This is a genomic window from Streptomyces sp. NPDC056222, assembly GCF_042264065.1.
GTDB lineage: Bacteria > Actinomycetota > Actinomycetes > Streptomycetales > Streptomycetaceae > Streptomyces.
This window is the reverse complement of the sequence record NZ_JBHJTL010000077.1, coordinates 1-24,704: the sequence shown is the minus strand read 5'-3', so window position 1 is coordinate 24,704 and position 24,704 is coordinate 1. Positions and strand designations below refer to the sequence as shown.

Here is a 24,704-nt window from a genome sequence, read left to right as displayed (position 1 = left end):
GTACGTTAACCTACCAAACACTTGTTAGGGAAGGTTGGGGGAAGGAGCTCCGATGGACCTGTCGTACAGCGCCGAGGAGGACGCCTTCCGGGCGGAGGCCCGGGAGTGGCTGCGCGGCCATGTGCCGGAGGAGCCGCTGCCGTCCCTGGAGACCTCGGAGGGCTTCGCCGCGCATCGCCGCTGGGAGGCGGAGCTGGCCGCCGACCGCTGGTCGGTGGTGTCCTGGCCGGACCGGTACGGCGGCAGGGACGCCGACATCTTCCGGTGGCTGATCTTCGAGGAGGAGTACTACGCGGCGGGGGCGCCGGGCCGGGTCTCCCAGAACGGCATCAACCTCCTCGCGCCCACCCTCTTCGACCACGCGACGGAGGAGCAGCGGGCCCGGGTGCTGCCGTCGATGGCGACCGGCGAGGTCGTCTGGGCACAGGCCTGGTCCGAGCCCGGGTCCGGCTCGGACCTCGCCTCGCTGACCTCGCGGGCGGTACGGACCGAGGGCGGCTGGCTGCTGTCCGGGCAGAAGACCTGGTCCTCGCGGGCGGCCTTCGCCGACCGGGCCTTCGGCATCTTCCGCACCGACCCCGAGACCGACCCCGCCAGGCCGCACCGGGGGCTGACCTATCTGATGTTCGACCTGCGGGCGCCGGGTGTGGTCGTCCGGCCGATCGGACGCCTCGACGGGAAGCCGGCCTTCGCCGAGCTCTTTCTCGACGAGGTGTTCGTGCCCGACGAGGACGTGATCGGCGAGCCGGGCCAGGGCTGGCGGATCGCGATGTCCACCACGGGCAACGAGCGCGGGCTCATGCTCCGCTCCCCCGGGCGCTTCCTGGCCGCCGCGGACCGGCTCGTACGGCTGTGGCGCGAGACCGGCGAGGACCGGGGGCTCCGGGACCGGGTCGCGGACGCGGTGATCGGGGCGCGGGCGTACCGGCTCTTCACGGCGGGTGGCGCGTCGCGCTTCGCCTCGGGGGCGAAGATCGGGGCTGAGTCGAGCCTGAACAAGGTCTTCTGGTCGGAGTACGACATCGCGCTGCACGAGACGGCGCTCGATGTCCTCGGCGCGGAGGGCGAGCTGTCCGACACCGAGTGGGCCGAGGGGCATGTCTTCTCGCTCGCGGGCCCGATCTACGCCGGCACCAACGAGATCCAGCGCGACATCATCGCCGAGCGGCTGCTCGGCCTCCCGAAGGGCCGCCGCTGATGCGTTTTCTGCCGACCGACGAACAGCGGGACTTCGCCCGTTCCCTGGACGCGATGCTCTCCGCCGCGGAGACGCCCACCGCGATACGGGCCTGGGCCGCGGGCGACCCTGGCCCGGGGCGCGCCGTGTGGAGGCGGCTCGGGGAGGCGGGCGTCTTCGCGCTCGCGGCACCTGAGGCGTACGAGGGCGTGGGCCCGCTCCCCGTCGAACTCGCCCACGCCTTCGTGGAGTCGGGCCGCCACGCGGTACCGGGCCCGCTGGTGGAGACGGTCGCGGCGACGGCCCTGCTCGCGCAGCTGGCCGAACATGGCGAGCCGGGCCCGGCGAAGCGGCTCCTGCCCGGGCTCGTCACGGGCGGAACGGTGGCGACGCTGGTGCTCACGCGGGACGGGCTCGTCCTGGACCCGGACACCGCCGACCTGGTCCTCGTCGTCGCCGGTGACGAGCTGCGGATCGCGCGCGGCCACGGGGAGCTCCGTATCTCCGCCGACCCCGTGCGACGGCTCGCGCCGCCCGCACCCGGCGGGGAGCTCCTCGCGGCCGGCCCCGGCGTGGTCGCGGCAGCCCTGGAGGCCCGGCGCTGGGCACTGCTCGCGACGGCCGCGCAGGCGCTCGGCGTGGGGCTCGCGCTCCTGGACCGTACGGTGGCGTACGCGAAGCAGCGGACCCAGTTCGGCGCGGCGATCGGCTCCTTCCAGGCGGTCAAGCACCGTCTCGCCGACACCTTGATCGGCCTGGAGTTCGCCCGTCCGCTGCTGTTCGGAGCAGCGCTCACCTTCGAGGACGGCGATCTCGCGGCGGCCAAGGTGGCGGCCGGGGAGGCCTCGTACGCGGCGGCCGCGACCGCCCTGCAGCTGCACGGCGCCATCGGCTACACCGAGGAGCTCGACCTCTCCCTCTGGCTCCGCAAGGCCCGGCCCCTCCGGGACGCGTGGGGCAGCCCCTCCTGGTGCCGGGAGCGGGTGCTCGCGGACGCGGCCGGCCCGACACGCCCTCGCATCCGTCCATGACCTCGGTCACACCCACCCAAGCCCGGGCAACCATGGGGGACTTGAATCACCTCGACCCCCATGACCAGTTCCTGAAGAAGGGTGCCTTCATGTCCCTCTCTCCCCTCGGTTCCCGGTGGGCCGTCCGTACCGGTGCGATCGCCCTGGCGCTCGCTGCCGCCGGTGCGACGCAGACCGGAACGGCCACGGCCGCCCCGGCGGCCTCGGGCGGGTGTCCCCAGTACGCGTCCACCTTCAAGGCGGCCGGCCGGACCTACGGGGTCCCCTGGAAGCTGCTCTCCGCCATGGCGCGCCTGGAGTCCGGCTGCAACCCGTCGATCCGGTCCGCGGTCGGCGGACGCGGGCTGTTCCAGATGCTCCCGGCCACCGGCGCCGACCTGCGCAACGCCACCACGCAGACCAACTCGGCGGCCAAGCATCTCGCCGACATCAAGCGGCAGGTGGGCTCCAGGAACGACTACATGGCGGCGGCGTGGAACGCCGGCGTCGGGGCGGTGAAGCGGTACGGCGGCATCCCGCCGTACCGTGAGACGCAGGCCTACGTGAGGAAAGTGCTGGAGGAGTACCGGCGCGTCACCGGCTAGGCCCTGATCCGGCCTCGTCGACGGGACACCCGAAGACACCCCTAGGGCCTGTCCGGCACCGATCCGCCGGACAGGCCCTGGTCCGGCTGCTCGCGCGGCGGGCTCTCGTCGTTGCCCCGCCGGATCGTCCGTACCCGTCGTCCCGGCGACCAGGTACGGAAGACGAGTTCCTCGCCCTCCACCGAGGTCCGGACGACCTCCGTCAGCTCGACCCGGAACAGGTGGAAGGGCAGCGGCTGGCCGACCCCCTCCGCGTACCGCTCCAGGGTCGCCGGGTCGGTGATCTCGACCGCGCGCCCGGAGACGCGGACGTCGCCGCCGCCCATGCCGGTGCCCTCTCCGGGGTTGGCGAGCAGCGCGAACCGGGGGTCGCGGCGGACGTCGAGGGCCTTGCGGGATTTGGGCATCATGGCGAGCCACAGCTCGCCGGCGCGGAAGTCCGCCTCGATGCCACTGAGCCGGGGCGAGCCGTCCGTACGGAGGGTGGCGAGGGCGTGGTGGGTGTACTGCCCGAAGCGCTCGCGCACGGTGGTGGCGAGGTCGGGCTCGGCGGCCTCGAAGGCGGCCCAGGTGACGGTCGGGGTTGTTCCGGTGTGTCCCATGGCTCCAGGGAACACCGGAAACCCGACATCTTCTGTCTGGATTACTCCGCGCGCTCGGCGGTGGAGCGCTCCACGCAGAACTCGTTGCCCTCCGGGTCGGCCAGGGTCGCCCAACCGGTACCGTCCGCGTTCCGGTGGTCGCCGACGAGCGTCGCACCGAGCGCGATCAGCCGCTCGACCTCCTCGTCGCGGGTGCGGTCCTGGGGCTGGATGTCGAGGTGGACCCGGTTCTTGACGGACTTCTTCTCCGGCACCTCGATGAAGAGCAGGGCCGCCCCCTCGGTGAGGACCAGAACCTCCGAGTCGCCCGGGACGTCACCCTCTCCGAGCTTCCCGTCGACGACGTCGACCCAGAAGGTCGCCAGGGTGTACGCGTCGGAGCAATCGATCGTCACATGTCGCACAAGAGATGCCATGGCATCACTATCACCCGATCAACACCCCTCCGGCCAGCGCCTTTCCGCCACGTCACGACCGGACGATGGCCTGCGCCCGGGCCGCGGCGAGCCAGGTGGGGAACTCGGCGACGATACGGTCGTACAGCTCCGCGTCCGGGACCTTGCGCGGGTCCTTCCCCGCGTGGAAGAAACCGGCGTTGTCCACCGGGCGCTTGGCCGGGACAGCCAACTCGTCCAGTTTCCGCAGGAATTCGAACTGCCGGCTGCCCGGGTCGCCGAAGCCGATGAACTGCCAGAAGATCGGCAGCTTCGCCGCCTTGCACAAGTACCGTTCGGCGGCGAGCTTGTTGATCGGTCCGCCGTCGGTCTGGAAGACGACGAGCGCGGGCGCCGTGGCCCCGCTGTCGAGGTAGTGGTCGATGACGGCGTCCATCGCCAGGTGGTAGCTGGTCTTGCCCATGTGACCGAGCCCGGCGACGATCCGGTCGATCCGCCCCTGGTGGTCGGCGAGCGCGATGTCGGTCTCGGCGTCGATGTCGGTGGAGAAGAAGACCACGGGCACCCGCCCGTCGTCGTCCAGGTTGGCGGAGAGTCCCAACACCCGGTCGGCCAGGGCCTGCACGCTGCCGTCCTGGTAGTAGGGCTTCATCGAGCCCGAGTAGTCGACCACCAGATAGACGGCGACGCGCTGCCCGCTCATCCCGTGCTTCTGGAGGGAGACCCCCGCCGACTTGTAGAGACTGACCAGCGCGGGCGCGGTCTCCTCGACCTTGCGCAGACTCAGGGCCACGAGCGGTTCCCCTCCCCGGTTTCCCGTACGGACCCCTCCCGTACGACTGTTGCCGAGAGTACGTGATCATCCGCGGGGGGCGGCCTGGAAGACTGTCCCCCATGCGTGTCGGCTTATGGATCCTGGGGGCGGTCTACGCCGTACTGCCCGGCGTGTGCGGCCTGTTCGTGTATCTGGACGGCCCACCGCCGGGGATGACGATGGTGCAGGTGATCACGCTTGCGCTCCTCGGCCCGGCGGTGGGCGCCATGCTCGTACGGGCGGGGTACGAGCCCCTGGTCCCGGAGAGCTGGCGGTACACACCGCCGTTGCTGCGTGTGCTGCTTCCCCTCGGCTGCGTCCTTGTGCTCGGGTGCTTCGCCGTCGTGGCGCTGGCGGTGCGCGGATTCGTCCTGGGGATGGGCTTCGATCTCGTCGACGGCCCGCGGGCGGTGTGGGCGGCGACCCCCGTCGAGTTCCGCGAGCTGATGCTGCTGGCGCTCGCACTGTGCGTCCCCCTCCTGGTGTGGGCTCCGGTGGCTCGCTACGAGGGCGCCCACATGGTGCACCGGCTCCTTCTGATGCAGGCGACGACCACACCGATGCGGACGGGTGACGTGGAGGCTCTCCGCGCCGTCACCGCACCGCTGCGGAGGCCCCGCCGGCTGCCGAGCGCGAACGCGCTCAACGAGGGGATGATGGCGGCCCTCGACAGTTGGGCCCTGATCAACCATCTCAACCGGACCCAGGAAATGGAGTCGCTGGACGCGGGCATCGCCGCGGCCCGGCGCGGACTGGCCGGGCTCCGCGCCCTTCCGGGCTGGGGTTCCAGGAAGTTCATCTGGTCGCTGCGGGACAACCTCGGCGACGCGCTGTGGGAGCGCTACCAGGACGCGCACAGCTCGGCGGCGCTCGACGAGGTGATTCTGATCCGCCGCGAGGTGCTGGCCGCACCCCGCTGGAGGAAGGGGCTCGACCAGCGCCCGTATCTCATCCAGCTCAGTGAGGCCCTCGGCGCCCGGTTCGATCTGAGCGGCGACGAGGGCGACCTGAGGGAAGCCGTGGAGGTTGCCGAACAGGCCGTGCGTTCACGCCCGTTGGGTAAGGGCCCCAGCGTGACCGCTCTGCGCAATCTGGGCCTGCAGCACATCCGCGGTGTCCGGGAGGGGAAGGGCGGCATCGCGGCATGGGAGACGGCCGTGGCGGCCCTGCGTGAGGGCGTCGCCCTCGAAGCGGGGTCCGACGACGACGGGTGTCTCTTCCAGCTGATCGGCGCCTTGATCGAGGCGCCTCGGGAGGGGCCGCGGGCCGAGACGCTCGCCGAGGCGCGTGGTCTGGCGGAGGAGTTGGCCGACAGGGCCGAGCCCGGGACGGGAGAGGAGGGCTCGTACCGCTACCTCCTGGGCATCGTGCTCCTGGAGCTGGTCGAGGAGGACCCGGATCCGGTCCCCGCGCTGTGGGTGGAGACCACGGAGGCCTTCAGGGCGGCGGCGGAGAACCGTGCCATGCCCGCCGATGTGCGACTGCACGCGGCCCGGATGTGGGGCATGTTCGCCGCCGGGACCGCCATGGAGCTCGCCGCGGGCGGAGTGGCCCGGGAGCGAGTGGGCGCGACCGCGGAACAGCTGTGGACCTCCGGAGCCGACGGTCTCGCGCTGGCCGTGGAGCTGCTTCCGCTGGTCGTGTGGCGTGGCGTCGACCACGGCGACCAGCGGACCCTGCTCGCCGATCTGTACGAGCTCGCGGTCGACGCGGCGGCCGTCGCCGTGTGCGCGGGTCGGCCCGAGCGGGCGGTGGAGATCCTCGAGCGGGGTCGTACCGTGATGTGGTCGCAGCTGCTCGACCTGCGGACGACGGAGCTGACCCGGCTACGGGCGGACGACCCGGAGCTCTTCGCCCGCCTCGACGCGATACGGGAAGAGCTGGACACGCCCCTCCCGGAGGGCGGGGCGGAGGACCCGGCACAGTCGGAGCGCCGCACCGCCCTGGCCCGCGAGTGGGAGACCCGGACCCGCGAGGCGGGCCTGCTGCGCAGCCCTGACTACGCCGCCCTGCGGGCGGCCGCCGCCGAGGGCCCGGTAGTGATCGTGAACATCACCGCCTTCGGCTGCCACGCCTTGGTCGTACGCCATGAAGGCCCGGTCACTGTCGTGCCGCTCGACACCCTCACGTACGAGGCGACGGGCGAGGCCCTCGGCCGTACGGCGAAGGCCGACGAGCGGCTCGTCCAGGCACACGCGGCGCTGCGGGAGGCGCACCGGAACGCATCGGCGGATCATGGCACGCCGACGACATCCGTCTCCGTCACCGACGGTGTCGCCGCCGCCGAGGCGCTCGTCATCCGGGCCGAGATACGGCGGGAGCAGGCGAGTGCGCGGACGCTCGACTGGCTGTGGGAGACGGTCGCTCGACCGGTGCTCGAGGCGCTTCCCGAACTCGGGGCGGACGACGGCACGTTGCGTCGACTCTGGTGGTGCCCGACCGGGATGGCCACGTACCTTCCGCTGCACGCGGCCGGGTCCCGGCGCGGTGGCGTACGGGAGTCGGTGCCCGGCCGGGTCGTCCCCTCGTACGCGCCGACGCTCACCTCTCTGCTGCACGCCCGTCGGCCACGGCAGGCGCCTCCCACGGAGTCCTTGCTCCTGCTCACCGTGGACGAGCCGGATCTGCCGGAGGTCGACGCCGAGGCCGAGGTCGTCGCACATCATGTGCCCGAGTTCGTCCGGCTGCGGGACGACGACGCCACTGTCGACGCCGTCGCCCGCCTCCTGCCGGACCACACCCGCCTCCACGCCGTCTGCCACGGCATCGCCCGCGAGGGTCTGCGAGTCGGTGGCGGCGAGATCCTCACCCCGCTGCAGCTCGCCCGGATCCCGGCCATGGACGCGGAGTTCGCGTTCCTGTCGGCGTGCGACACCGCCGTACCGGACCCGGAGGTGCCCGACGAGGCGACCCATCCGGCCGCGGTGCTGCACTTCGGGGGCTTCCGACACGTGCTGGCCAGCCTGTATCCCGTACAGGACGCGAGCGCTCCGGCGGTGACCGACGCCGTGTACGGGCGTCTCGTACGGGACGGGGTGCTGGAGGCCGACCGGGCGCCACGGGCGCTGCACGCCACGCTGGCGGAGCTCCGGGCGGAGCACCCGTACCAGCCGAAGATCTGGATGCCGTACATCCACATAGGGGCCTGAGGCCCCGGTGCATCCCGAAACCGAAGAGGAGAAGATGACAGACCGCGCCCTGGAGAAACGCGCCCGTACCTGGCTGTGCGACAACTACCCCGCGGTCCGTGCGGACTTCGAGGAGGACGGCACCCTCGACGAGTTCGAGGACGTCTTCGACGAGGTACGGGAGGGCGGCAGCGCGCTGGAGGCGCTGCGGCGTCTCGGCCACGACCCGACGCTGGTGCTGGGCGAGCGGCGCAAGGACGGCGTGGGGTCGGCCGGGCTGTGGAGCGAGGAGACCGAGGTGAGCAGTGCGTTCCGGTGTCCGCGTGCCGTCGGCCGCTGCACGGCCCGCAGATCGCGGGACGCGGAGGGCGGCTGGCCGATGTGCTATCTGGACCCGGACGATCCGTACGGCGTGCCGCTGAAGCCGGCGGCGCTGCCCGTGGAAGGGAACCCGGGCTGATGGACGGGTTCCTCGCGGAGGTCGGCAAGAAGATCACCGAACGCTGGCTGACCCGGGTCGTCCTGCCCGGGCTGCTGTTCGTGGTGGCCTGTGCCGTGGCCCTGGCGCCCGGCCGCTCAGGGCCGGTCGATGTGGCGGCGACGATCGAATGGCTGGAACGCATGCGCACCGGACGGTACGCGTCACCGTCCGGGACGGCGGCAGCGCTGGTGGTCCTGCTCCTCGCGGTCGCGGGCCCGGCGCTGTGCGCGGAGTGGCTGGCGTCGGTTGTCGCCCGGCTGTGGGCGGGGCGGGACCGCTGGATGCGCCGAGCGGCGCGACGGCTGCGCGGCGGCACGGCCGTCCCGGCGCGGGCGACCTGGATCGGGGGGCGTCTCGGGGCGGTCGAGGAGCGGATACGGGTCCAGCACGGTGTCCATATGTCCCTGGTGTGGCCGCGCCTGTGGCAACTGGCGCCGGAGGGCAGCCGGCAGGAGGTGAACGCCGCCTGGGACCGCTACGCGGCTGCCACGCTCCGGACTGCGTGGACGGTGCCGTACGCCGCGCTCGCCGCGACGGCGGGCTGGTGGCCCGCGGCGGTGATCGCGGCGGGGCTGGCCGTCACGGGATGGCGCGAAGGGCGGTCGGCCGTGGTGGGCCTCGTCGAGGCGGTCGAGTCGGCGGTGGACACGGGCCTGCGGGGCCTGGCGGAGGTGCTCGGGGTGCCGCTGCGGCACGGGCGGGTGCTTCCGGCGGACGGGACACTGATCAACGAGCTGATCAACAAGGGTCGTTGAGGCCAGGCCGTCGCACGTGTGGCGCCTGGGACGACACGCGGCCCCCGTCCCCGCACGGCCCCACGGGGATCGGCGCGCCCCGCGACGAGTCCCGGACCTTCGCCTGTCCGGCAGACCCGACACACCCCCACCGGATGAGCAGCCAGTGGACGCACCACGGGGCCGACCCGGTCGTCCGGGCCCATCCCCCGTCGCCGGACTCGCCCCGCGAGGCGGACGCGCCGCGGCGCCCTCCCAGTCGTCCGGTCGGGGACATTCGGGGGGCGCCGCGCTCAGTTCCGTACGTCGTTGTACGGGACGTCTTGGGGACGGGACGGTCAGACCGTCAGGGATCGGTCGGTCGGGCGGATCGGGGCCGGGAGGTCGCTCGCGCCCGTGAGGAAGCGGTCGACTCCGCGGGCGGCCGAGCGGCCCTCGGCGATCGCCCAGACGATCAGCGACTGGCCGCGGCCGGCGTCACCGGCCACGAACACACCACCGACGTTGGTGGCGAAGTCCGCGTCACGGGCGATGTTACCCCGCTCATCGAGGTCTAGACCAAACTGGCCGACCAGGCCGTTCTCGACGTCCGTACCGGTGAAGCCCATCGCGAGCGTGACCAGCTGCGCCGGGATCTTCCGCTCCGTGCCGGGCTTCTGCGTCAGCTTGCCCTCGACGAACTCGACCTCGACCAGGTGCAGGAACTGGACGTTGCCGTCCTCGTCGCCCTCGAAGTGGGTGGTGGAGACGGAGTAGACCCGCTCGCCGCCCTCCTCGTGCGCCGAGGTGACCTTGTACAGCATCGGGAAGGTCGGCCACGGCTGGCCGGCCGCCCGCTCCTCGCCCGGACGCGGCATGATCTCCAGCTGCGTGACCGAGGCCGCGCCCTGGCGGTGGGCGGTGCCCACGCAGTCCGCGCCGGTGTCGCCGCCGCCGATGACGACCACGTGCTTGCCCTCGGCCGTGATCGGCGGGGTCACGAAGTCGCCCTCGACGACCTTGTTGGCGAGCGGCAGGTACTCCATCGCCTGGTGGATGCCGGACAGCTCCCGGCCCGGGACGGGCAGGTCGCGGGCGGTCGTCGCACCGGCGGCGATGACGACGGCGTCGTACCGCTTGCGCAGGTCGGTCGCCGTGATGTCGCGGCCGATCTCCACGCCCGTGCGGAACTTGGTGCCCTCCGCGCGCATCTGCTCGATGCGGCGGTTGATGTGCCGCTTCTCCATCTTGAACTCGGGGATGCCGTACCGCAGCAGTCCGCCGATCCGGTCGGCGCGCTCGAACACGGCGACCGTGTGGCCGGCCCGCGTCAGCTGCTGGGCGGCGGCGAGACCCGCCGGGCCCGAGCCGATCACGGCGACGGTCTTGCCGGACAGACGCTCGGGCGCCTGCGGCTTGACGTCGTTGCTGTCCCACGCCTTGTCGATGATGGAGACTTCGACGTTCTTGATGGTGACGGCCGGCTGGTTGATGCCGAGCACACACGCCGCCTCGCACGGAGCCGGGCACAGACGGCCGGTGAACTCCGGGAAGTTGTTGGTGGCGTGCAGCCGCTCGGACGCCTGCGACCAGTCCTCGCGGTAGGCGTAGTCGTTCCACTCGGGGATCAGGTTCCCGAGCGGGCAGCCGTTGTGGCAGAACGGGATGCCGCAGTCCATGCAGCGGCCGGCCTGCTTGCTGATGATCGGCAGCAGGGAGCCGGGAACGTAGACCTCGTTGAAGTCCTTGACGCGCTCGCCCACCGGACGGGTCTTGGCGACTTCGCGCCCGGTGGTCAGGAAGCCCTTGGGGTCAGCCATTGGTCGCCGCCTCCATCATCTTCTCGGTGGTCTCGGCCTCGGAGAGACCGGCGAGCTCAGCGGCGTCCTTGGCGGCGAGCACTGCCTTGTACGTGGTCGGGATGATCTTGCTGAAGCGGTCCGCGTTCACGGCCCAGTCAGCGAGAAGCTTCTCCGCGACCGTCGAGCCGGTCTCCTCGTGGTGGCGGCGCACGACGTCGTGCAGCCACTGCTTGTCGGAGTCGTTAAGCGCCTCGACGGCGGACAGGTTGCCGGAGTTGACGTTGTCCCGGTCGAGGTCGACGACGTACGCGACGCCGCCCGACATGCCGGCCGCGAAGTTGCGGCCCGTCTCGCCGAGGACGACGGCCGTACCGCCGGTCATGTACTCGCAGCCGTGGTCGCCCACGCCCTCCGAGACGACCAGCGCGCCGGAGTTACGGACACAGAAGCGCTCACCGGTGCGGCCGCGCAGGAACAGCTCGCCGCCGGTCGCGCCGTACGCGATGGTGTTGCCCGCGATGGTCGAGTACTCGGCCAGGTGGTCGGCGCCGCGGTCCGGGCGGACGACGACCCGGCCGCCGGAGAGGCCCTTGCCGACGTAGTCGTTGGCGTCGCCCTCCAGGCGGAGCGTGACACCGCTCGGGAGGAAGGCGCCGAAGGACTGGCCCGCGGAGCCGGTGAAGGTGATGTCGATGGTGTCGGCGGGCAGACCCGCGCCACCGAACCTCTTCGTCACCTCGTGGCCGAGCATGGTGCCGACCGTCCGGTTGATGTTGCGGATCGCGACCTGGGCGCGGACCGGCTGCGCCTCCTCGGCGGTCGCGGCGCCCAGCGCCTCGGCGGCGAGCTCGATCAGCTCGTTGTCGAGAGCCTTCTCCAGACCGTGGTCCTGCTCGATCAGGGCGTGGCGGACCGCGCCCTCGGGCAGCTCGGGCACGTGGAAGAGCGGGGCCAGGTCCAGGCCCTGCGCCTTCCAGTGCGTCACGGCGCGGCTGGTGTCGAGCAGCTCGGCGTGGCCGACGGCCTCTTCGAGCGTACGGAAGCCCAGCTCGGCGAGGATCTCGCGGACCTCCTCGGCGATGAACTCGAAGAAGTTGACGACGAACTCGGGCTTGCCGGAGAAGCGGTCGCGCAGGACCGGGTTCTGGGTGGCGATGCCGACCGGGCAGGTGTCCAGGTGGCAGACGCGCATCATGACGCAGCCGGAGACGACGAGCGGCGCGGTCGCGAAACCGAACTCCTCGGCGCCGAGCAGCGCGGCGATGACGACGTCACGGCCGGTCTTGAGCTGGCCGTCGGTCTGGACGACGATCCGGTCACGCAGGCCGTTGAGCAGCAGCGTCTGCTGGGTCTCGGCGAGGCCGAGCTCCCAGGGACCGCCCGCGTGCTTCAGCGAGGTCAGCGGGGAGGCGCCCGTACCGCCGTCGTGGCCGGAGATGAGGACGACGTCCGCGTGCGCCTTGGAGACACCGGCGGCGACCGTGCCGACACCGACCTCCGACACCAGCTTCACGTGGATACGCGCGGCCGGGTTGGCGTTCTTGAGGTCGTGGATCAGCTGAGCCAGGTCCTCGATGGAGTAGATGTCGTGGTGCGGCGGCGGGGAGATCAGACCGACACCCGGGGTGGAGTGCCGGGTCTTGGCGACCCACGGGTAGACCTTGTGGCCGGGCAGCTGGCCGCCCTCGCCGGGCTTGGCGCCCTGGGCCATCTTGATCTGGATGTCGTCCGCGTTGACCAGGTACTCGCTCGTCACACCGAAGCGGCCGGAGGCGACCTGCTTGATGGAGGAACGGCGCGCCGGGTCGTACAGGCGCTCCGGGTCCTCGCCGCCCTCACCGGTGTTGGACTTGCCGCCCAGCTGGTTCATGGCGATGGCGAGGGTCTCGTGCGCCTCGCGGGAGATGGAGCCGTACGACATGGCGCCGGTCGAGAACCGCTTGACGATCTCGGAGACCGACTCGACCTCGTCGATCGAGATCGCCTCACGGTCCGAGGTGAAGCCGAACAGGCCGCGGAGCGTCATCAGGCGCTCGGACTGCTCGTTCACCCGGTCGGTGTACTTCTTGAAGATGTCGTACCGCTTGTTGCGCGTGGCGTGCTGGAGACGGAAGACGGTCTCCGGGTCGAACAGGTGCGGCTCGCCCTCGCGGCGCCACTGGTACTCGCCGCCGATCTCCAGCGCGCGGTGCGCGGAGGGGACGCCGGAGGCAGGGTACGCCTTGGCGTGGCGGGCGGCGACCTCCTTGGCGACGACGTCGAGGCCGGCGCCGCCGATCTTGGTGGCCGTGCCGTTGAAGTACTTCTGGACGAAGGCGGTGTCGAGGCCGACGGCCTCGAAGACCTGGGCGCCGCGGTAGGAGGCGACGGTCGAGATGCCCATCTTGGACATGACCTTGAGGACGCCCTTGCCGAGGGCGTAGATCAGGTTCCGGATGGCCTGCTCGGGCTCCAGACCCTCGATGAACGTGCCGGCGCGGACCAGGTCCTCGACCGACTCCATCGCCAGGTACGGGTTGACGGCGGCGGCGCCGTAGCCGATGAGGAGGGCCACGTGGTGGACCTCGCGGACGTCGCCGGCCTCGACCAGCAGACCCACCTGGGTGCGCTGCTTGGTACGGATGAGGTGGTGGTGGACGGCCGCGGTGAGCAGCAGCGACGGGATCGGCGCGTGCTCGGCGTCGGAGTGCCGGTCGGAGAGGACGAGCAGGTGGGCGCCGCCCTCGATGGCCGCGTCGACCTCGGCGCAGATCTCCTCGATGCGGGCGGCGAGCGCGTCGCCGCCGCCGGAGACCCGGTACAGGCCGGACAGGGTCGCGGCCTTCATGCCGGGCATGTCGCCGTCGGCGTTGATGTGGATGAGCTTGGCCAGCTCGTCGTTGTCGATCACCGGGAAGGGCAGGGTGACCGAGCGGCAGGAGGCCGCGGTCGGGTCGAGCAGGTTGCCCTGCGGGCCCAGCGACGAGTGCAGCGAGGTGACGAGCTCCTCGCGGATGGCGTCCAGCGGCGGGTTGGTGACCTGCGCGAAGAGCTGCGTGAAGTAGTCGAAGAGCAGCCGGGGGCGCTCGGACAGGGCCGCGATCGGGGAGTCCGTGCCCATGGAGCCGAGCGGCTCGCCGCCGGTGCGGGCCATCGGGGCGAGGATGACGCGGAGCTCTTCCTCGGTGTAGCCGAAGGTCTGCTGGCGGCGGGTGACCGAGGCGTGGGTGTGGACGATGTGCTCGCGCTCGGGGAGGTCCTCGAGCGTGATCTCGCCGGTCTCCAGCCATTCGGCGTACGGGTTCTCGGCGGCGAGGCCGGCCTTGATCTCGTCGTCCTCGATGATGCGGTGCTCGGCGGTGTCGACGAGGAACATCTTGCCGGGCTGGAGGCGGCCCTTGCGGACGACCTTGGCGGGGTCGATGTCGAGGACGCCGACCTCGGAGGAGAGGACGACGAGGCCCTCGTCGGTGACCCAGTAGCGGCCGGGACGCAGACCGTTGCGGTCGAGGACCGCGCCGACCTGGACGCCGTCGGTGAAGGTGACACAGGCCGGGCCGTCCCAGGGCTCCATCATCGTGGAGTGGTACTGGTAGAAGGCGCGCCGGGCCGGGTCCATGGAGTCGTGGTTCTCCCACGCCTCGGGGACCATCATCAGGACCGCGTGCGGCAGCGAACGCCCACCGAGGTGGAGCAGCTCCAGGACCTCGTCGAAGGAGGCGGAGTCGGAGGCGTCCGGGGTGCAGACCGGGAAGATGCGGTCGAGCTTGCCCTCGCCGAAGAGGTCGGAGGCGAGCTGGGACTCGCGTGCCACCATCCAGTTGCGGTTGCCCTTGACCGTGTTGATCTCGCCGTTGTGCGCGACGAAGCGGTACGGGTGGGCGAGCGGCCAGCTCGGGAAGGTGTTGGTGGAGAACCGGGAGTGGACAAGGGCCACGGCGCTGGCGCAGCGGCGGTCCGACAGGTCCGGGAAGAAGGGCTCCAGCTGGCCGGTGGTCAGCATGCCCTTGTAGACGATGGTGCGGGCGGAGAGCGAGGGGAAGTACGTCCCGGCCTCGCGCTCGGCGCGCTTGCGCAGCACGAACGCCTTGCGGTCCAGCGCGATGCCCTCGCTGCTGCCGTCGGCGACGAAGAGCTGGCGGAAGACCGGCATGGTGGAGCGGGCGGAGGCGCCGAGCAGCTCGGGGGCGACAGGGACCTCGCGCCAGCCGAGGACGTTCAGACCCTCCTCGGACGCGATCGTCTCGATCTGCGAGACGGCCTGTGCGGAGCCGTCGGCAGGGAGGAAGGCGATACCGACGGCGTAGGCGCCGGCGGCGGGCAGCTCGAACTCGGTGACCTCGCGCAGGAAGGCGTCCGGAACCTGGAACAGGATGCCGGCGCCGTCTCCGGAGTCGGGCTCGGAGCCGGTGGCGCCTCGGTGCTCGAGATTGCGCAGTACGGTCAGCGCCTGCTCGACCAGCGCATGGCTGGCTACACCGGTGAGGGTGGCCACGAACCCGACACCACAGGCGTCGTGTTCGTTACGGGGGTCGTACATCCCCTGCGGAGCGGGGCGACCGTCCATGGGCGACCAGGCGTCGGAACGCATCGGCTCTCCCGTCGTCGTCGTGGCATATGCAGCAGCCGAGGGACGACGTTGGCCCTCCGCGAAATTTCGTGCAGGTTACATGATGGCTGGCTTCTCGCGAAGCGGATAGCGCATTCCAACATGCGGACACCGCTGACACGGAGCGGTGGTGTTGGTTCACCTGTGTGACATGGGGACAGCGGGTGCCCCAGGGGGACGGATCGATGTTCCGGGGGGTCTCCGGCGACCCGTCGCAGAGCGGGCCTCATTGCCCGCGGCGCTTACGCCTCATGCCCGGTGGTCATGGATTCGAAACCGCCGGGTAACGGCTAGGTATGTCGCGCTGTGCATAGTGTCTCATCGGAGCGGCCGTCCGCCCAGGGGATATACGTCACAGCCAGCATGCACGGAGAAGGCCCTCGCCGCAGGGCGAGGGCCTTCCGGGTGGGGCCACGAGGTCGGAGCGGGAGGCCGTCCGCCGCAGGGCGAGAGCCTTCCGAGTCCGACTACGAGGTCAGAGCGCCGCTCCGAAGAGCATGCCGAGTCCGTACGTGACGGCCGCGGCCGCGCCGCCGAGCACGAGCTGGCGCAGCCCGCTGAACCACCAGCTGCGGGCCGTCACCCGGGCCACCAGCGCACCGCAGGCGAAGAGCCCGACGAGCGCGAGCAGCACGGCGGGCCACAGCGCGGTCGCACCGAGCAGATACGGCAGTACGGGAAGCAGCGCGCCGAGCGCGAACGAAGCGAACGAGGACACCGCGGCGATCGTCGGCGACGGGAGGTCGTCGGGGTCGATGCCCAGCTCCTCGCGGGCGTGGATCTCCAGCGCCTGCTCCGGGTCGCGGGAGAGCTGCATGGCGACCTCGCGGGCGAGCGCGGGCTCGACACCCCGGGAGACGTACAGCGCGGCGAGCTCCTCCATCTCGTCGATGGGGTGCTTGCGCAACTGACGGCGCTCGACGTCCAGTTCCGCCTGGACGAGTTCGCGCTGCGAGGCGACGGAGGTGTATTCGCCGGCCGCCATGGAGAAGGCGCCCGCCGCGAGCCCGGCGAGGCCGGTGATGACGATGGTCTGCTGCGAGACCGCGCCGCCCGCGACGCCGGTCATCAGGGCGAGGTTGGAGACCAGTCCGTCCATCGCGCCGAAGACCGCGGGGCGCAGCCAGCCGCCGTTCACATCGCGGTGGGTGTGGTTGTCGCGGTGGGCCTCGTGCAGTGGTGCGTGGACTTCGATGATGGACATGCTTCTCCCCTGTTCTTCGGCGGGCCGGGTTGCACCCGCCGCCCCCAACACCTCGAAAATACGCGCGATGTAAGGGGCTCGCCAGCAAGGCAGGCCGTACTTACTAAGGCCTACCTCACCGTTTCGCCTGCGCTCTCCGGTGCTGTCAGCCGGGTGACAGAGACGTTTCTGCGACGTCATCGCCTCCCCCACGTGGCACAGATTCAGGAACCGTGAAAGGGGTGCGAGATGGTGAGCCGGACGAGAACGACGGGATGCGATACGCGTGAGCGCGCCAGGGGTGCGCTGCTCGGCCTCGCGGTGGGAGACGCGCTCGGCGCACCCGCCGAGAACCTGCGCCCCTCGGAGATCCGCCGCCGCTGGGGCCGGATCGAGGGCTTCGTGACGGACAGTCCGGCCGGCACGGACGACACGGAGTACGCGATCTTCTCGGGCCTGCTGCTCGCCCGGCACGGCTCGGCGCTGACCGTCCGGCATGTGGAACGGGCCTGGCACCACTGGATCGCCGACCTCGACGAAGGGCCCTTCCGCGGAGCGGGGTTCAGTGAGCGGGGCACGCTGGAGAACCTCCGCCGAGGCCTGGCGGCCCCGATCTCGGCCCAGCACCGCCACGCGTGGTCGGACGGACTGGCCATGCGGGCCGCCCCGTTCGGCGTCTTCGCGGCCGGCCGGCCGGCGGAGGCCGCCCGGCTGGTGGCCATCGACGGCACCGTCAGCCACGACGGCGAGGGCATCTACGGCGGCCAGGCGGTCGCGGCGGGCGTCGCGGCGGCGATGGCCGGCGCGTCGGTGACCTCGGTCATCGCGGCGGCGCTCTCGGTCGTCCCGATGGACTCCTGGACGGCCCGCTCGATGCGCCGCGCGGTGGTCGCCGCCCAGCGTCTCGAGCCGGACCCGCTGGTCCGCGAACGGACGGTCCGCTCGGCGGTCGTCATCGGCGGCTACCCCTGGACGGACCTGGCCCCCGAGGCGGTGGGCCTCGCCTTCGGCGCCTTCGCGGCGGCCCGCGGCGACTTCCGTACGGCGGTCCTGACCGCGGTCAACATGGGCCGCGACGCCGACACCACGGCAGCGGTCGCCGGCGCGCTGGCGGGCGCCGCCTCGGGCATCTCGGCGATCCCGGAGGAGTGGGCGACGGCGATCGCCCCGGTGACAGGCAGCTGCCTCCCCTCGATGCGCGGCTACCACGTCCTGGACATCGCGGACCTCCTGACAGCGGACGAGGAGGAGGCGGCATGACCGAAACCCACCACGCGTACGGCTCGGGCGCCGCTGCACCGGCCGCCCTTGCCACCCCTGCAGCGCCCGCCGCGGGCACGGCAGCCGGCGCGGCTGTGGGCGGGGCCGCCACCACGGCCGTGAGCACCGCCGCCACCACCGATGTCGGCGATCGCCCCGCCTCCTCCGCCGTGGGCGCGGTCGTCACCACCGCTGTCGGCGGTCGTTCCGCCGGGCTGGGGGCGCCTCCCGGGAGCAGCCCCGGGGGCGGGTGGGCACAGCCCACGAGACCGGGCGCCCCCGAGAGGGGCGGCGCCCACGAGGCCCGGCCGGCCCCTGGGGCCGCCGCCCCCGCCCGCGCCAGGATCGAGGGTCTCCTCCTCGGCCTCGCCGCAGGCGACGCCGCCGGCTGGCCCGCGGCCAGGCATCGCGCCGCACGCATGCCCGAATGGACCCGCCGCCTCACCCGGGAGCTCGACACCTTCGCCGAACAGAACGCCACCACCACCCTCCCCGTCCCCATCGCCCTCAACCAGCCCCCCGAGCCCCTCCGCCTCGGCCCCTCCGACGACGCCGAGTGGGCGGTCTTCACCGCCGAGGCGGTCCTCGCCGCCGGCGGCCCCCTCTTCACCACCCTCGCCCCGGAACGCCGTCTCCGCGCCGCCGTCGACCTCGCCTGGAACTCCCTCGCGAGCCAGGTCGCCGCCGCGGCCGACCGCGCCCCCGAGGTCGAGTCCGCCGTACTGCCCCTCCGCGCCCGGATCTCGGTCCGCGCCGGCCTCGGCAACCTCGCCACCGGCCTGCGCCCGCCCGCCACCGGTCACGACAACCCGCACTACTTCGACGACGCCGCCTGCGTCCGCGCCGCCGTGCTCGCCCTCGTCCACCCCGGAGATCCGTCCGCCGCCGCCGAACTCGCCGAGTTCGACGCCCGGTACACACAGGACGGCGACGGCGTCCACGGCGCTCGCGCGATGGCGGCGGCGATCGCCGCGGCCCTCGGCGGGTCGGCGGTGGACGAGGCCGTGGAGGCGGCCCTCGCCCAACTCCCGCCCTCCACCGAGATCGGCCGCAACGCCCAGCAGGCCGTGAAGATGGCGCAGGGCGCGACGAGCGCCTTCGAACTCGTCCCCCTCCTGGAGCACCAGATCGTCGACCACGTCTACAGCTACGGCATCGCCGCCGCCGAGACCGTCCCGGTCGCCCTCGCCCTCGCCACCGCCGCCCGCGGCGAGGCGTCCGCGGCGATCCCCGCCGCCGCCTGCCTCTCACGTGTCGCGGACTCCGCCCCGGCGCTCGCGGGCGCGCTCACCGGCGCGCTCGGTGGAGCCGACTCCCTCCCCGCCACCTGGCGCGACGCCTGCCGCACGCTCGCCGGCTGCGCGCTCCCCCGTCTCGCCGGCACGGATCTCGTCGAACTCGCCGGGCTGCTGGGAGACACGGAACTGGCCACCCCGGGTGGACAATTCCGACATGACACCCACACTGGATGACCGGATCACCGGCAGTCTCCTCGGGGCCGCGGTCGGCGACGCCCTCGGCGGCCCCGTCGAGGGCTACACCCCCGAACAGATCCTGGAGCGCCACGGCGGCCGGGTCACCGGCATCGTCGGTCCCTGGAACGGCGACGCCTGGCGCACGGCGCGCCCCATCGCGCCGTACCACAAGGGCGACGGGCACGTCACCGACGACACCTTGATGACCCACGCCCTGATCAGGGCGTACGAGAAGGTCCGCGACCACCTCGACGCGTACGCCGTGGCGGAGCACCTCGTCCCCGATCTCCTCTCCACCCCGCGCTGGATCCCCGAGCTGGAGGCCGAAGCCCTCCCGCTCCAGCGGATCTTCCTCGCCGAGAAGTGGCTCGTGGCGCGGCTCCACTACGGCCATGTCGACCCGCGCGAGGCGGGCAGCGGAAACATCGTCAACTGCGGTGCGGCGATGTACATGGCGCCGGTCGGCCTGGTCAACGCGGCGAACCCGACGGGCGCGTACGCGGAGGCGCTCGACGTCTCGGCACCGCACCAGTCGTCGTACGGACGGGAGGCGGCGGGCGTGTTCGCGGCCGCGGTGTCGGCGGCGTGCGTGCCGGGCGCGACCCCGGAGTCGGTGGTGACCACCGCTCTCTCCCTGGCGAAGGACGGCACCCGCGCGGCGATCGAGTCGGTCTGCGAAGTCGCCTCCCGGCACACGGACTTCGAGACCGCCCTGGCCCCCCTCCGCAAGGCGGTGGCGTCGTTCGACACGGTGGGCCCGGACTACCGCGCGCCCTCACTGGGCGCGCGCCGCCCGTCGCGGCTCCACGCGATCGAAGAGCTCCCGATCGCACTGGGGATGCTGCTGGTCGGGGAGGGCGACTACCGGCGCACGGTCCTGGGCTCGGTCAACTACGGCCGCGACTGCGACTCGATCGCGACGATGGCGGGGGCGATCGTCGGTGCGCTCCGAGGAGAGTCCGCCGTCCCGTCCGACTGGTCGAAGCAGGTGGCGGAGGCCAGCCGGCTGGATCTGCACGCCCCGGCGCAAGTGCTGACGGCGGTCGCGCGCGAGGTCTTCGCCCGCGACACGGCCCGCCGCCGGACACACGAGTCCGCGTACGCGGCGCTGACGAGCACGGCCCGATGAACCTGCGCGTCACCTGGGTCCAACCGGAGGATCTCGTCGGACACGAACTCCGCCAGGCCGCGGAGGACGGGCGCGACGCCTCCGCGATCGCCGCCCGCTGGCACGCGGCCGGCGGCCGGCCCGCCCCGTCGACGGCGGGCGCGTCCCCGACCCCGCGCCCGGACCTGCGCCCGCTGGCGGAACGCCTCCTGGACGAGCTGTCGACGCTCCCGAGCCCCCTGATCCCGCACGAACCCACGCCCCTCCCGGCCATCCAGGCGTCGACGACCTCCCGCCCCGTGCCTCCCGCCCACGAAGCGCCGCCGCCCCCGGGGGAGAGCCCCCTGCGCGACCGGCTCCACGCCTCCTGGCTCGGCCGGGCCGCCGGGTGTCTGCTCGGCAAACCCGTCGAGAAGCTCCCCCTCCCCGCCATCCGCGCCCTCGCCCGCGCCGCCGGCAACTGGCCCCTCACCACCTGGTTCACCGAAGTCGGCGTCCCCCGCGACCTCCTCGCCGCCCACCCCTGGAACCGTCGGTCCGCCCCCACCTCCCTCGCCGAGAACATCGACGGGATGCCCGAGGACGACGACCTCAACTACCCCCTCCTCGACCTGCTCCTCCTCCAGCGCCACGGCCGCGACTTCACCACCGCCGACGTCGCCCGTCTCTGGCTCGACGAACTCCCCGCCGGCCGCACCTTCACGGCCGAGCGCGTCGCCTACCGCAACCTCCTCGACGGCGTCGAACCCCCGCTGACCGCCGCCCACCGCAACCCCTTCCGCGAGTGGATCGGCGCCCAGATCCGGGCCGACGTCCACGGCTGGACCCACCCCGGCGACCCGGCCGGCGCCGCCGCGCAGGCGTACCGGGACGCGGCGCTCACCCACACCGCCAACGGGATCTACGGCGCGATGTTCGTCGCCGCGACGATCGCCACCGCCGCCACCGGCACGGCCGACGTCCACCGGGCCCTCGCCGACGGGCTGTCCGTCGTCCCGCCCCGCTCCCGGCTCGCCGCCGCCGTCCGTCTCGGCGTCGAATCCGCTCGCGACACCCCTGACTTCGACGCCGTGGTGGACCGGCTCCACACCGCCCTCGGCGGGTATCACTGGGTCCATGCCGTCCCCAACGCCGCCGTCCTCGCCGCCGCGCTCACCCACGCCGACGGCGACTTCTCGCGCTCCATCTGCGCGGCGGTCTCCGGCGGCTGGGACACCGACTCCAACGGCGCCACCGCCGGTTCCGTCGCCGGTCTGCTCGCCGGCCACCCCGACCGGCTGCCCGAGCGCTGGACCTCCCCCCTCAAGAACCGGCTGTCGACCTCGATCCCGTCCTTCGACGGCATCGGCTTCGACACCCTGGCCGAACTGACGTATCTGGAGGCAGTACGCCCATGACCAGCATCGTGGTGCTCGGCAGCACCAACATGGACCTCGTCGCCTTCGTGCCGAAGGCCCCCGCCCGCGGAGAGACCGTCACCGGCCGGGAGTTCCGTACGATCCCCGGCGGCAAGGGCGCCAACCAGGCCGTCGCCGCCGCCCGGGCCGGCGCCGACGTGTCGATGATCGGCGCGGTCGGCGCCGACGACTTCGGTGTACGGCTCCGGGCCGCGCTGGAGGGGTCCGGGGTCGACACCGATCTGTTGCGCACCGCCGAGGGCCCCTCCGGCACCGCGCACATCGTCGTCGACGACGAGGGCGGCAACGCGATCGTCGTCGTCCCCGGTGCCAACGGCACCGTCACCTCCCTCGACCACGGCGACGAGGCGCTGATCGCGACCGCCGACGCCCTGCTCCTCCAGCTCGAACTCCCCCTCTCCGTCGTGACGGAGGGCGCCACCACAGCCCGCCGGCTCGGCGTCCGTACCGTCCTCACCCCCGCCCCCGCCAGGTCGCTGCCCCCCGAACTCCTCGCCGCCACCGATCTGTTGGTCCCCAACGAGCACGAGGCCGCCGCGCTCACCGGCATCGCGGATCCGCACGCGGCCGCCGCCGCGCTGCTCACCCTCGTCCCCGAGGTGGTCATCACCCTGGGCGCGGCCGGCAGCCTGCACGCCGCCCGCGACAGCGAACCCTTCACCGTGCCCGCCCACCGTGTCCGGGCCGTGGACACGACCGCCGCCGGGGACACCTTCGTCGGCGCGCTCGCGGTCGCCCTCGGCGAGGGCCGCGCCGTGCGCGAGGCCCTGGCCTGGGCCTCGACCGCCGCCGCGCTCTCCGTCCAGCGCGAAGGCGCCTCGTCCTCGATGCCGTACCGCTCGGAGATCGATGCGGCGGACGGCTCTCTCACCGGCCAGGAGGTCGACGCCGTATGACCCGCTCCGCCACCCCTTCCCCTCTCCAGGGCCTGCGGGTCCTCGATCTCGCCACGCTCTTCGCCGGGCCTCTCGCGGCGATGATGCTCGGCGACTTCGGTGCGGACGTCATCAAGATCGAGCACCCCCGCAAGCCCGATCCCTCCCGTGGCCACGGCCCGGCCAAGGGCGGTGTCGGTCTGTGGTGGAAGGTCCTCGGCCGCAACAAGCGGACCATCACCCTCGATCTCTCCACCCCCGGCGGCCGCGACACCCTGCTGAAGCTGGCCGCCGACGCCGACGTGATCGTCGAGAACTTCCGCCCCGGCACCCTCGAACGCTGGGGTCTGGGCTGGGAGGAACTGTCCACCGTCAACCCGGAGTTGGTCCTGGCGCGGGTCACCGGCTTCGGCCAGTTCGGCCCGTACTCCCACCGTCCCGGCTTCGGCACCCTCGCCGAGGCGATGAGCGGCTTCGCCTCGATCACCGGCGAGCCGGACGGCCCGCCCACCCTTCCCCCCTTCGGTCTGGCCGACTCGATCGCCGCCCTGGCGACGGCGTACGCGGTGATGACCGCGCTCACCGCCAGGACGACGACCGGCCGCGGCCAGGTCGTCGACATGGCGATCATCGAACCGATGCTCTCCGTCATCGGACCCCACCCCCTCTGGTACGACCAGCTCGGCTACGTCCAGCCCCGCACCGGCAACCGCTCCCGCAACAACGCCCCGCGCAACACGTACCGCACCGCGGACGACTCCTGGGTCGCCGTCTCCACCTCCGCCCAGTCGATCGCCGAGCGCGTGATGCGGCTCGTCGGCCGCCCCGAGCTGATCGACGAGCCCTGGTTCGCCGACGGGGCGAGCCGGGCCGCGCACGCGGACGTCCTCGACGAGGCGGTCGGCTCCTGGATCGCCCGCCGCACCCGCGACGAGGCCATGGCCGCCTTCGAGAAGGCGGAGGCGGCGATCGCGCCCGTCTACGACATCCGGGACGTGATGGCCGATCCGCAGTACCGCGCGCTGGACACCGTCACCGAGGTCCCGGACCCCGAGCTGGGCCCGATCCGTATGCAGAACGTCCTCTTCCGGCTCTCCGAGACGCCCGGCGGGATCCGCTGGGCCGGCCGGCCGCACGGCGCGGACACGGCCGAGGTCCTCACCGAGCTCGGTCTCTCCCCGGCCGAGATCGGCGCCCTGCGAAGCGAAGGAGCCGTATGAGCGGTACGCCCTTCCCCCTCACCTGGCTGTACGCCCCCGGAGACCGTCCCGCCGTCGTCCAGAAGGCCCTGGTCTCGGGCGCGGACGTGGTGATCGTCGATCTGGAGGACGCGGTGGCGCCGGAGCGCAAGGCGTACGCCCTGGCCGCCACCGTCGACCTGCTGACGGACCCGCACCCCGTCCCGGTCCATGTCCGCATTCACGCACCACATGACATCCCCCCTCTGGCGCCCCTCCCCGGGCTCAGCGGCTTCCGTGTTCCCAAGGTGACACACGCCACTGACATCCACCGGATCGCCGGAGCGGTCCCCGGTATCCCGCTCTTCCCGCTCCTGGAGAACGCCCTGGCGCTCGAGCACGCCTATGCCATCGCGTCGGCCGACCCCGCCGTCCACGGCATCGCCCTCGGGGAGGCGGATCTCCGCGCCGATCTGGGGGTACGCGACGAATGCGGACTGGACTGGCCGCGCAGCCGTCTCGTGGTCGCCGCCCGCGCGGCGGCCCTCCCGCCCCCGGCCCAGTCGGTCCACCCCGACATCCGCGACCTGGACAGCCTGGCGGCGAGCTGTGCGCGGGGCCGTGCCCTGGGCTTCCTGGGCCGGGCGGCGATCCACCCCCGCCAGCTCCCGGTCATCGAGCAGGCGTATCTCCCGAACCCGGACGAGGTCGCCGCGGCCGAGGAGGTCGTCAAGGCGGCGCAGACGACGGAGGGCGCCCTCGCTCTCCCGGACGGCCGCTTCATCGACGCGGCGGTCGTGGAGGGCGCCCGTCGCATCCTGACCCTGGCGGCGAGGGCCTGAGGGGCGGGTACGGCACGTCGACATGGGGCCGCCCCGGACCTCTCGGTCCC

Annotated in this window: 19 protein-coding genes; 13 read left to right on the top strand and 6 right to left on the bottom strand. The window is 72.5% G+C overall.

The window, feature by feature from the left end; genetic code table 11:
• Nucleotides 1–52 precede the first annotated feature (52 nt).
• The 3 genes from ACFC0D_RS28695 (at nucleotide 53) to ACFC0D_RS28685 (ending at nucleotide 2,792) form a co-directional block, all read left to right on the top strand.
• The gene (locus tag ACFC0D_RS28695) at nucleotides 53–1,198 is read left to right on the top strand and encodes an acyl-CoA dehydrogenase family protein (RefSeq protein ID WP_376441871.1); all 1,146 of its coding nucleotides are present in this window, start codon (nucleotides 53–55) and stop codon (nucleotides 1,196–1,198) included.
• Nucleotides 1,198–2,208: an acyl-CoA dehydrogenase family protein gene (locus tag ACFC0D_RS28690; protein ID WP_376441867.1), complete on the top strand. Its 1,011-nt coding sequence runs from the start codon at nucleotides 1,198–1,200 to the stop codon at nucleotides 2,206–2,208. The genes ACFC0D_RS28695 and ACFC0D_RS28690 overlap by 1 nt, the downstream gene beginning before the upstream one ends.
• An 89-nt stretch (nucleotides 2,209–2,297) precedes the next feature.
• Complete coding sequence (locus tag ACFC0D_RS28685) at nucleotides 2,298–2,792, top strand: lytic transglycosylase domain-containing protein (RefSeq protein ID WP_376441865.1); 495 nt, start codon at nucleotides 2,298–2,300, stop codon at nucleotides 2,790–2,792.
• Nucleotides 2,793–2,833: 41 nt separating this feature from the next.
• On the opposite strand, the gene ACFC0D_RS28680 is transcribed toward ACFC0D_RS28685, so the two are convergent.
• Genes ACFC0D_RS28680 through ACFC0D_RS28670 form a run of 3 tightly spaced genes read right to left on the bottom strand, consistent with a single transcriptional unit; the run spans nucleotide 2,834 to nucleotide 4,582 of the window.
• Nucleotides 2,834–3,394: a pyridoxamine 5'-phosphate oxidase family protein gene (locus ACFC0D_RS28680; protein WP_376441863.1), complete on the bottom strand. Its 561-nt coding sequence runs from the start codon at nucleotides 3,392–3,394 to the stop codon at nucleotides 2,834–2,836.
• Nucleotides 3,395–3,435: 41 nt separating this feature from the next.
• The gene (locus ACFC0D_RS28675) at nucleotides 3,436–3,810 is read right to left on the bottom strand and encodes a VOC family protein (RefSeq protein WP_376441860.1); all 375 of its coding nucleotides are present in this window, start codon (nucleotides 3,808–3,810) and stop codon (nucleotides 3,436–3,438) included.
• Nucleotides 3,811–3,862: 52 nt separating this feature from the next.
• Nucleotides 3,863–4,582: a VWA domain-containing protein gene (locus ACFC0D_RS28670; RefSeq protein ID WP_376441857.1), complete on the bottom strand. Its 720-nt coding sequence runs from the start codon at nucleotides 4,580–4,582 to the stop codon at nucleotides 3,863–3,865.
• A 101-nt stretch (nucleotides 4,583–4,683) separates the two neighbouring features.
• On the opposite strand from ACFC0D_RS28670, the gene ACFC0D_RS28665 reads away from it, so the two are divergent.
• From ACFC0D_RS28665 to ACFC0D_RS28655, 3 genes are read left to right on the top strand one after another with little or no spacing between them, the layout of a single operon-like run.
• Nucleotides 4,684–7,752, top strand: coding sequence for a CHAT domain-containing protein (locus ACFC0D_RS28665; RefSeq protein ID WP_376441854.1), 3,069 nt, complete (start codon nucleotides 4,684–4,686; stop codon nucleotides 7,750–7,752).
• A gap of 34 nt (nucleotides 7,753–7,786) precedes the next feature.
• Nucleotides 7,787–8,191, top strand: a complete 405-nt coding sequence (locus ACFC0D_RS28660) for a hypothetical protein (protein ID WP_376441851.1) — start codon at nucleotides 7,787–7,789, stop codon at nucleotides 8,189–8,191.
• The gene (locus ACFC0D_RS28655; RefSeq protein WP_376441848.1) at nucleotides 8,191–8,967 is read left to right on the top strand and encodes a hypothetical protein; all 777 of its coding nucleotides are present in this window, start codon (nucleotides 8,191–8,193) and stop codon (nucleotides 8,965–8,967) included. The genes ACFC0D_RS28660 and ACFC0D_RS28655 overlap by 1 nt, the downstream gene beginning before the upstream one ends.
• 317 nt (nucleotides 8,968–9,284) lie before the next feature.
• Here ACFC0D_RS28655 and ACFC0D_RS28650 read toward each other — a convergent pair whose 3' ends face one another.
• From ACFC0D_RS28650 to ACFC0D_RS28640, 3 genes are all read right to left on the bottom strand, one after another.
• Nucleotides 9,285–10,745, bottom strand: coding sequence for a glutamate synthase subunit beta (locus ACFC0D_RS28650; protein ID WP_376441846.1), 1,461 nt, complete (start codon nucleotides 10,743–10,745; stop codon nucleotides 9,285–9,287).
• Entirely contained in the window at nucleotides 10,738–15,297 is a 4,560-nt protein-coding gene (gene gltB, locus ACFC0D_RS28645; protein WP_376441844.1) for a glutamate synthase large subunit, read from the bottom strand. The genes ACFC0D_RS28650 and gltB overlap by 8 nt, the downstream gene beginning before the upstream one ends.
• A 493-nt stretch (nucleotides 15,298–15,790) precedes the next feature.
• Nucleotides 15,791–16,519: a VIT1/CCC1 transporter family protein gene (locus ACFC0D_RS28640; RefSeq protein ID WP_329121707.1), complete on the bottom strand. Its 729-nt coding sequence runs from the start codon at nucleotides 16,517–16,519 to the stop codon at nucleotides 15,791–15,793.
• A 228-nt stretch (nucleotides 16,520–16,747) separates the two neighbouring features.
• Here ACFC0D_RS28640 and ACFC0D_RS28635 point away from each other — a divergent pair, with 228 nt between their 5' ends.
• The 7 genes from ACFC0D_RS28635 to ACFC0D_RS28605 are packed head-to-tail and all read left to right on the top strand — an operon-like array spanning nucleotide 16,748 to nucleotide 24,654.
• On the top strand, nucleotides 16,748–17,758 hold the full coding sequence (locus ACFC0D_RS28635) for an ADP-ribosylglycohydrolase family protein (RefSeq protein WP_376441840.1): 1,011 nt from the start codon (nucleotides 16,748–16,750) through the stop codon (nucleotides 17,756–17,758).
• Nucleotides 17,755–19,230 (top strand): ADP-ribosylglycohydrolase family protein, encoded by a 1,476-nt coding sequence (locus ACFC0D_RS28630; protein ID WP_376441837.1) that lies wholly within the window; start codon nucleotides 17,755–17,757, stop codon nucleotides 19,228–19,230. Before ACFC0D_RS28635 ends, ACFC0D_RS28630 begins: the two co-directional genes overlap by 4 nt.
• On the top strand, nucleotides 19,211–20,362 hold the full coding sequence (locus tag ACFC0D_RS28625) for an ADP-ribosylglycohydrolase family protein (RefSeq protein ID WP_376441834.1): 1,152 nt from the start codon (nucleotides 19,211–19,213) through the stop codon (nucleotides 20,360–20,362). The genes ACFC0D_RS28630 and ACFC0D_RS28625 overlap by 20 nt, the downstream gene beginning before the upstream one ends.
• Complete coding sequence (locus tag ACFC0D_RS28620) at nucleotides 20,359–21,738, top strand: ADP-ribosylglycohydrolase family protein (protein WP_376441832.1); 1,380 nt, start codon at nucleotides 20,359–20,361, stop codon at nucleotides 21,736–21,738. Before ACFC0D_RS28625 ends, ACFC0D_RS28620 begins: the two co-directional genes overlap by 4 nt.
• Nucleotides 21,735–22,655, top strand: coding sequence for a ribokinase (gene rbsK / locus ACFC0D_RS28615; RefSeq protein WP_376441829.1), 921 nt, complete (start codon nucleotides 21,735–21,737; stop codon nucleotides 22,653–22,655). Before ACFC0D_RS28620 ends, rbsK begins: the two co-directional genes overlap by 4 nt.
• The gene (locus ACFC0D_RS28610) at nucleotides 22,652–23,854 is read left to right on the top strand and encodes a CaiB/BaiF CoA transferase family protein (RefSeq protein WP_376441827.1); all 1,203 of its coding nucleotides are present in this window, start codon (nucleotides 22,652–22,654) and stop codon (nucleotides 23,852–23,854) included. Before rbsK ends, ACFC0D_RS28610 begins: the two co-directional genes overlap by 4 nt.
• On the top strand, nucleotides 23,851–24,654 hold the full coding sequence (locus tag ACFC0D_RS28605) for an HpcH/HpaI aldolase/citrate lyase family protein (RefSeq protein ID WP_376441824.1): 804 nt from the start codon (nucleotides 23,851–23,853) through the stop codon (nucleotides 24,652–24,654). The genes ACFC0D_RS28610 and ACFC0D_RS28605 overlap by 4 nt, the downstream gene beginning before the upstream one ends.
• Nucleotides 24,655–24,704: the final 50 nt, after the last annotated feature.

Coding starts and splice junctions, on each gene's coding strand:
- ACFC0D_RS28635 (WP_376441840.1), top strand. CDS start 16,748: ATGGTGAGCCGGACGAGAACGACGGGATGCGATACGCGTGAGCGCGCC.
- ACFC0D_RS28630 (WP_376441837.1), top strand. CDS start 17,755: ATGACCGAAACCCACCACGCGTACGGCTCGGGCGCCGCTGCACCGGCC.
- ACFC0D_RS28625 (WP_376441834.1), top strand. CDS start 19,211: ATGACACCCACACTGGATGACCGGATCACCGGCAGTCTCCTCGGGGCC.
- ACFC0D_RS28655 (WP_376441848.1), top strand. CDS start 8,191: ATGGACGGGTTCCTCGCGGAGGTCGGCAAGAAGATCACCGAACGCTGG.
- ACFC0D_RS28640 (WP_329121707.1), bottom strand. CDS start 16,519: ATGTCCATCATCGAAGTCCACGCACCACTGCACGAGGCCCACCGCGAC.
- ACFC0D_RS28680 (WP_376441863.1), bottom strand. CDS start 3,394: ATGGGACACACCGGAACAACCCCGACCGTCACCTGGGCCGCCTTCGAG.
- ACFC0D_RS28660 (WP_376441851.1), top strand. CDS start 7,787: ATGACAGACCGCGCCCTGGAGAAACGCGCCCGTACCTGGCTGTGCGAC.
- ACFC0D_RS28650 (WP_376441846.1), bottom strand. CDS start 10,745: ATGGCTGACCCCAAGGGCTTCCTGACCACCGGGCGCGAAGTCGCCAAG.
- ACFC0D_RS28695 (WP_376441871.1), top strand. CDS start 53: ATGGACCTGTCGTACAGCGCCGAGGAGGACGCCTTCCGGGCGGAGGCC.
- ACFC0D_RS28610 (WP_376441827.1), top strand. CDS start 22,652: ATGACCCGCTCCGCCACCCCTTCCCCTCTCCAGGGCCTGCGGGTCCTC.
- ACFC0D_RS28690 (WP_376441867.1), top strand. CDS start 1,198: ATGCGTTTTCTGCCGACCGACGAACAGCGGGACTTCGCCCGTTCCCTG.
- ACFC0D_RS28620 (WP_376441832.1), top strand. CDS start 20,359: ATGAACCTGCGCGTCACCTGGGTCCAACCGGAGGATCTCGTCGGACAC.
- ACFC0D_RS28675 (WP_376441860.1), bottom strand. CDS start 3,810: ATGGCATCTCTTGTGCGACATGTGACGATCGATTGCTCCGACGCGTAC.
- ACFC0D_RS28665 (WP_376441854.1), top strand. CDS start 4,684: ATGCGTGTCGGCTTATGGATCCTGGGGGCGGTCTACGCCGTACTGCCC.
- ACFC0D_RS28685 (WP_376441865.1), top strand. CDS start 2,298: ATGTCCCTCTCTCCCCTCGGTTCCCGGTGGGCCGTCCGTACCGGTGCG.
- ACFC0D_RS28605 (WP_376441824.1), top strand. CDS start 23,851: ATGAGCGGTACGCCCTTCCCCCTCACCTGGCTGTACGCCCCCGGAGAC.
- rbsK (WP_376441829.1), top strand. CDS start 21,735: ATGACCAGCATCGTGGTGCTCGGCAGCACCAACATGGACCTCGTCGCC.
- gltB (WP_376441844.1), bottom strand. CDS start 15,297: ATGCGTTCCGACGCCTGGTCGCCCATGGACGGTCGCCCCGCTCCGCAG.